General features: G+C 65.7%; 1 protein-coding gene (cut by a window edge). It reads left to right on the forward strand.

The features are described from left to right. On the forward strand, positions 1-8,420 hold part of the coding region annotated (locus DES47_RS03855) for a right-handed parallel beta-helix repeat-containing protein (RefSeq protein ID WP_166651840.1) (this coding region is incomplete at its 3' end). Its footprint begins 18,890 nt before the window's first position; 8,420 of 27,310 annotated nt are visible.

The following is an 8,420-nucleotide window of genomic DNA, read 5'->3' on the forward strand; positions in this document are numbered from 1 at the left end:
GTTTGGTGAAGACGGCCTGGTGGGCAGCATCGAGGTGGCCGCCGGCGCTCACGATGTGCTGCTGTCCCGGGTACGTGCCGGCAATGTCATCGTCGAGGACGCGGACGGCTTCACGCTGACCGAATCGGTCGTCAAGAACGTCGAGCTGATCAACGGCAGCGGCGCGCAAATCACGCACAACCAGATCAACGGCACGGTGACGGTCACCGGCGCCGTACAGGGTGCGCTGATAGACCACAACACGCTGCGCGGCCTCAAGGTGCAGGAGGGTAATGAATCCGAGGTCGGTGCAAGCGGCCTGACCATCAGTGCCAACACCATCAAGGCCACGCAGACCGGCTTGGAGCTGGCGGTGGCCGCCAGCGGCCGCATCCGCGACAACCTGATCAGCGGCGGCAGCGTGGGCCTGGACATCGGCAAGACCTTCGCCGGCCTGATCGATGGCAACCGCATCGAGAAGACCCAGACCGGTGTGCGCTACAGCGCGGGTGCTGCGCTGAGCGGCAATGTGCTGAGCCAGAACCAGATCGGCATCAGTACCAGCGTGTCGGGAGCGCAGGCGCTGGGCTTCGTCGCCGGTTCGGGCGTCAATCAGCTCAAGGACAACGTCACCGGCATCGTCATGAACGGCGCCCAGGTGCAGATGCAGGAGGTCAGTGGCAGCGTGGTTGCCGTGACCGGCACCGGTGTGCTGGGCGGCAGTTCGCTGGAGCAGGCGATGTGGCTGCACGACAATGACCGTGCGGTGGCCAACTTCGCCGGCTCGATCCAGTACAGCCGCTTCACGGCCAACCAGATCGCCGTCGACGTGACGGCCGACATGGGCGGCCTGCGCGTCACGCACAGCCTGTTCGACCGCAACGTCAAGGCCGGCCTGCAGCTGACCGGTGCCAGCGATTTGCGTATCGCGCAGAACACCTTCTATGCCGCCACCGGGGACAATATCCGTCTGCAGGGCAAGAGCTCGAATGTCGAGATCCAGGGCAATATCCTCTGGGCCGAGGGCGGCTACGACATCTATGTGGCCAATGACTCGCAGGCCGGTTTCTACAGCGACTACAACAACCTCTACAAGAGCGGCGGCGGGGCTCTGGTCTTCTGGACCAAGACCTTCACCGATGTGCTCGACTGGCAGGTCGATGTGGCCCGCTACGACCAGCATTCGATTGGCGCCACCGCCGTCAATCCGGATTGGGCGCGGCCGCAGTTCCGTGATCTGTCGCGCGGCGATTTCCGCCTGTTCGACGCCACGGCCGGTCTGCGCTCCAGCAGCCCCGGTGTCGATGCCGGCAATGCAATGCTGGACATCGGCCAGTCCCTCAGCTATCAGAACCTGCTGAACAACGCCGGCTTCGAGAACGGCACCGCGGGCTGGACGGTCAACACCGATGCCGGCGCCAAGGCCGGCAACGCCTACGAGGGCGGCAAGTATTTCACCGCGGGCAGCGTGGAGCAGGGCTTTGCCTGGCAGAACATCGATCTGCGTGCGGCAGGCTACACCGCCGCCCAGCTGGACAGCGGTACGCTGGACATGGTGTTCAGCGCCCGCCTGCGCACGGCTGCGCTGGGCGCCGGCGAGGCCGGCTCACGCGACACCGGTACGCTGAAACTGAGCTTCCTGGCCGCCGATGGCACGGTGCTGGGCGAGAGTCTGGTCAAGGCCACCAATGCGGCCGACCGCTGGGAGCTGGTCGGTGGACGGACCGGCATACCCGCCGGTGCGCGCTTTGCGGTGCTGCGCGTCGATGCGCTGCGCAACAGCGGCACGCCCAACGATGTGGCCGTGGACCAGGCCTTCCTGGGCGTGGTGGCCGATGGCTTCACGCCGGATGTCGGTGCCTATGGCGCCGGCACGCACGAGGCAAGCACCAGCACGGCACGCAAGATCGCCCTGCGCTGGCCCGATCTGTACACCGACTGGGAGAAGAACGAGCCGCAGACGATACGCTGGGAGACCAGCAACAACACGGCCAACTCGCCGGTGCGCATAGACCTGCTGCAGGACACACCGGACGGCCCCAGGCTGCTGGCCAATATCGCCGCCTCGGTGGCCGACAACGGCCAGTTCATCTGGACGCCCCAGCACAGTGGCATCGACTTCGGCACCAAGGGCCTGCGCATCCAGATCTCGCTGGTCAATGCACCCGAGGTCATGGACCGCGCGCAGGAAACCTTCAGCGTGCCCGAAGATGGCCACAACTTCTATGTGGACGACGGCAGCGATGCCGGCGATGCCTACACCCCGGGCGCCGTGGGCAGCAACCGCAACACCGGCAAGACGGCCGATGCGCCGAAGACCAATCCGGTCAATCTGCTGCGGGCCTATGAGCTGCAGGCCGGCGACACCTTGTTCATCGACAGCGGCGACTATCCGTTGATCGACAACATCGCCGTCAGCGGCGATGCCGATGTCAGCGCCCGTCTGGCCGACTCGGTCGGCCCGGGCATGGGCAAGGACGAGGGCTTCACCATCACCGGTCCGGTCGATGCGAGCCAGATCGCACGCCTGTTCCCGGCCATTGCCGGCGACAAGACGCGTGCGCTGATCGAGCTCATTGACGCCGATTTCGTGACGGTGCGACACCTGACCCTGGAGAACGCCAACCGAGGCCTCCATGTGCACGACGGTTCGGACGGCTTCCAGGCCAGCGACCTCACCGCCTCGGGTCATGCCCAGGACGGCATTCGCATCGAAAGCGCCACGCCGTTCGCCAGCTTCGACCGCCTGGTGGCCTTCGACAACAAGCTGCACGGCGTGTTCCTGAGCGGCGGCTTCGCTGCACTGACCCATTCCAGCGCCTACGGCAATGGCCAGAGCGGTTTCAGCATCAGCGGCCTGTTCACGGCCGCCAGCGACAACCAGGCCTGGGGCAATGACATTGGCTTCAGTTTCGACGGCGGCAAGGGCGCGTTGATCCAGCGCAATACCGCGCATGACAACCGCGTCGGCATCAAGAGCGCCGGTGGCACGGAGGCGCAACGCACGGTGATCGGCGACACCGATCTGAGCAAGGGCAACGGCAATCTGATCTACAACAACCGCGGCGGCGGCATAGAGGCAGACTATGCCCTGATTGCCGGCAACACGGTCTGGGGCAGCACGGCGGGCTGGGGCATCAACAGCAACAGCGGTGCGCTGGCGCAGTCCAATGTGGTCCATGGCAATGCCAACGGCATACAGATCAAGGGCAGCAACAGCCGCATCAGCAACAACCGCGTCTACGCCAACACCGGCATCGGCGTGCAGACCGATCATGGCGAGGTGGCCGAGAACGTCATCTATTCGAACGCCACCGGGCTGAAGATTGACGACAGCCAGGGCTCGACCGCGGGCCGGGTGCGCAACAACCTGATCTATGCCAACAGCCTGCGCGGCGTGCAGATCAGCGCCAACCAGCTCGACTTCATCAACAACACGGTCATCCAGACTGTTGGCGATGCGGTGCGGGTGGACGGCAGCAGCAAGGACGTGCGCTTCTACAACAACATCCTCGGCGCCTCGCAGGGTTATGCGCTGTGGGTCGCGGCCGACAGCCAGCAGGGCTTCGCGTCCGACTACAACCTGTTCATGCCCAGTGGCGCTGGCGCGAAGCTCGGTGCCTGGCAGGGGGCAGATCGGGCCGACCTCGCGGCCTGGCGCAGCGCCACCTTTGGCGACGCCAACAGCCTGGTGGCCGACCCCGCCTTCGTGGACATGGACGGCGTGGACGACCAGCTGGGCTATGTGAACGCCCAGTCGGATGGCCGCGACGATGACTTCCATGAAAAGAGCCTGCACGGCGGCTTTGCCGGTGGTGGGCTGGCACCGGTGCGCGGCGAAAGCGGCCTGCCGCAGTTGCAGGCCGTCATGGCCCTGGTCAGCGACCAGCAGTCGGTCACCATAGACCGCGGCCGCGCGGTGGATGCCTTCACCAACGAGCCGGCCAATAACGGCGGCTACATCAATCTGGGGGCCTATGGCAACACGGCCCAGGCAGGCCGCAGTCCGGCGCAGTTCATCACCGTGCTGGCTCCCAATGGCGGTGAGCGCATTGGCCAGAACAGCACCGTCGAGCTGCGCTGGCGCTCGTTCGGCTTCACCGGCACCGTCAATATCGAGGTGCGCGGCGCGGGCCAGACCGAGTTCACCTTGCTGGCCAGCAACGAGGTCAATGACGGCAGCTATCTGTGGACGGTGGACGGCGAGGCTTTCGATCCGGCCAGCGACTATGAGCTGCGCATCACATCGGTGGCCGCACCCAGCATCACCGACAGCTCGGACGCCAAGTTCGAGGTGCTGGCGCCCATCCACGTCTATTACGTCAATGACAACTCGCTGGTCGGCGACGAGTACAGCTCGGCCGTCGGCAATGACGCCAATGACGGCCTGACGCCGGACAAGCCCAAGGCCTCGATACGGGCCATCCTGGATGCCTATGACCTGAACTCCGGCGACATCATCAAGGTGGATACCGGCAACTACACGCTGGGCACCAATATCTTCGTCGTCGAGCAGGACAGCGGCGTCGAGATCCTCGGTGCGGCCGAGCACGCCACCGTGATCAACCGGGGCAATGCCGGCACGGGCACGGCGGTGTTCGAGTTCCAGGGCGCCGACAAGGTGATACTGCGCAACCTCAGCATCACCGGGGCACAGACCGGCGTGCTGCTCGCGGCCACGGCCAACTCCGACCAGGTCAGCGTCATCGACAGCAAGGTCTATGGCACGGCCACCGGCATCAACGTGGCCGCCGGCAATGAATCATTCACGCTGAGCGGCAGCGAGATCCGCAACAACTCGGGCACCGGCGTGACGATTGCGGCCACCGACTCCGAGCTGTCAAAGAACCTGGTTCGCGACAACGGGCTGAATGGCATCACCGTCAGCGGCGCGCGGGCCAAGGTCACGGGCAACGAGGTGCGCGACAACGCCCAGTCCGGCATCAGCGCCAGCAACTCGCCGGCCACCGGTCAGAGCAATGCCACGGTGATCAGCGGCAACAAGGTTTCGGGCAACAAGGCCGCCGGATTGGGCAGTGGCGGCATCGCCGCCAGCTGGAACGTGCAGGTCACGGGCAACCAGGTCAGCGGCCATGTGGGCGCGGGCATTGCCGTCAACGGCGGGGCGGTGGCCAGCGGCAACGAGGTCTCGGGCAATGCCACCGGCATCAGCGTCATCGGCAGCGGCCATGCAGTGGACAACCACGTCTTCGCCAACACCACCGGCGTGTACAGCCTGAACAGCAGCAATGTCATCGCGGGCAACCATATCCACGCCAACACAGGCGTGGGCGTGATGGTCAGCGGCAATCAGGCCGATGTGCGCAACAACCGCATCATCGGCAATGGCGGCAACGGCGTGGTGCTGGACGGCGTCAGTGGCACGCCGGTGGTGGAGAACAACACCATCATCACCAGCACGGCCGACGCCATCGTCGTGCAGGGCAGCAGCAAGAATGTGCGCATCACCAACAACATCCTGGATGTGCGCGGCAGCGGCACGGCGATCAAGGTCAACAGCACCTCGCAGGAGGACTTCCAGTCCGACTACAACCTGTTCGCCCTGGGCGCCAACGCCAAGCTCGGTTCCTGGGAAGGCAAGACCCTGGCCACGCGCAGCGACTGGTTCTACGAGCTGGGCCAGGACAAGAGCAGCCTGACGGCCAACCCGGGCTACGTCGATGCCGATGGCGCCGACGATCAACTCGGCACGGCCGACGACGATGTGCACCTGCGCACCGACTCGGTGGCGGTGGACCGCGGCAACCCGGCCAGCGCCTACGGCAACGAGCCGCAGCCCAATGGCGGGCGCATCGATCTGGGCGCCTATGGCAACAGCAACGAAGCCACCGCCAGCGCCGAGCAGACGATACAGCTGCTGGGTCCCAATGGCCTGGAGAAGCTGGAGGCCGATCAGGCGGTGACGGTGAGCTGGCGCTCGACAGGCATTCCGGCAGGCGCGAGCCTGAGCCTGGAGCTGTCACTCGATCTGGGCCAGACCTGGACGACGATTGCCGAAGGCCTGAGCGTCAACGCCCAGGGCCTGGGCCAGACCAGCTGGACGCCGAGCGCCGAGACACAGGGCAACAAGGCCCTGCTGCGCATCAGCGCCGAGCTGCCACAGCAGACGGTGACCGACACCAGCGACGAGGCCTTCCTGATCGCCAACGGCGGCACCGACTATTACATCAACGACGGCTCGACGGCAGGTGACGAGTACACATCAGCCATCGGCGACAACGCGAACTCGGGCAAGAGCGCGGACAAGCCGATGGCCAGCCTCGCGGCCCTGCTGCGCGCCTATGACCTTAACCCGGGTGATGTGATCCATGTGGACAGCGGCAACTACCAGCTGGCCACCAATATCGTCATCGACGCGCAGGACTCGGGCGTGCAGATAGCGGGTGCGGTGCAACCGGGCCATGCCACGGTGCTGAACCGTGGCAACACGACCAGCGGCACGGCGGTGTTCCAGTTCCTCGGGGCCGACAACGTCACCCTGCGCAATCTGAGCCTCACCGGCGCGCAGACCGGCGTGCTGGCGGCCGCCGGGGTGGACTCGGATCATGTCACGGTGCTCAACAGCAAGGTGTTCGGCAACAGCGGCGCCGGTGTCTCGGTCGGTGCCGGCAACGAGTTCCTCAAACTGACAGACAGCGAGATTCGCAACAACACCGGCACCGGCGTGACGATTGCGGCCACCGACGCCGTGCTGTCAAAGAATCTGATTCGCGACAACGGCTCGAACGGCATCACCGTCAGCGGCGCGCGGGCCAAGGTCACGGGCAACGAGGTGCGCGACAACGCCCAGACCGGCATCAGCGCCAGCAACTCGCCGGCCACCGGTCAGAGCAATGCCACGGTGATCAGCGGCAACAAGGTTTCGGGCAACAAGGCCGCCGGATTGGGCAGTGGCGGCATCGCCGCCAGCTGGAACGTGCAGGTCACGGGCAACCAGGTCAGCGGCCATGTGGGCGCGGGCATTGCCGTCAACGGCGGGGCGGTGGCCAGCGGCAACGAGGTCTCGGGCAATGCCACCGGCATCAGCGTCATCGGCAGCGGCCATGCAGTGGACAACCACGTCTTCGCCAACACCACCGGCGTGTACAGCCTGAACAGCAGCAATGTCATCGCGGGCAACCATATCCACGCCAACACAGGCGTGGGCGTGATGGTCAGCGGCAATCAGGCCGATGTGCGCAACAACCGCATCATCGGCAATGGCGGCAACGGCGTGGTGCTGGACGGCGTCAGTGGCACGCCGGTGGTGGAGAACAACACCATCATCACCAGCACGGCCGACGCCATCGTCGTGCAGGGCAGCAGCAAGAATGTGCGCATCACCAACAACATCCTGGATGTGCGCGGCAGCGGCACGGCGATCAAGGTCAACAGCACCTCGCAGGAGGACTTCCAGTCCGACTACAACCTGTTCGCCCTGGGCGCCAACGCCAAGCTCGGTTCCTGGGAAGGCAAGACCCTGGCCACGCGCAGCGACTGGTTCTACGAGCTGGGCCAGGACAAGAGCAGCCTGACGGCCAACCCGGGCTACGTCGATGCCGATGGCGCCGACGATCAACTCGGCACGGCCGACGACGATGTGCACCTGCGCACCGACTCGGTGGCGGTGGACCGCGGCAACCCGGCCAGCGCCTACGGCAACGAGCCGCAGCCCAATGGCGGGCGCATCGATCTGGGCGCCTATGGCAACAGCAACGAAGCCACCGCCAGCGCCGAGCAGACGATACAGCTGCTGGGTCCCAATGGCCTGGAGAAGCTGGAGGCCGATCAGGCGGTGACGGTGAGCTGGCGCTCGACAGGCATTCCGGCAGGCGCGAGCCTGAGCCTGGAGCTGTCACTCGATCTGGGCCAGACCTGGACGACGATTGCCGAAGGCCTGAGCGTCAACGCCCAGGGCCTGGGCCAGACCAGCTGGACGCCGAGCGCCGAGACACAGGGCAACAAGGCCCTGCTGCGCATCAGCGCCGAGCTGCCACAGCAGACGGTGACCGACACCAGCGACGAGGCCTTCCTGATCGCCAACGGCGGCACCGACTATTACATCAACGACGGCTCGACGGCAGGTGACGAGTACACATCAGCCATCGGCGACAACGCGAACTCGGGCAAGAGCGCGGACAAGCCGATGGCCAGCCTCGCGGCCCTGCTGCGCGCCTATGACCTTAACCCGGGTGATGTGATCCATGTGGACAGCGGCAACTACCAGCTGGCCACCAATATCGTCATCGACGCGCAGGACTCGGGCGTGCAGATAGCGGGTGCGGTGCAACCGGGCCATGCCACGGTGCTGAACCGTGGCAACACGACCAGCGGCACGGCGGTGTTCCAGTTCCTCGGGGCCGACAACGTCACCCTGCGCAATCTGAGCCTCACCGGCGCGCAGACCGGCGTGCTGGCGGCCGCCGGGGTGGACTCGGATC

It is taken from the genome of Roseateles toxinivorans, assembly GCF_004362525.1.
GTDB classification, from domain to species: Bacteria; Pseudomonadota; Gammaproteobacteria; order Burkholderiales; family Burkholderiaceae_C; genus Paucibacter; species Paucibacter toxinivorans.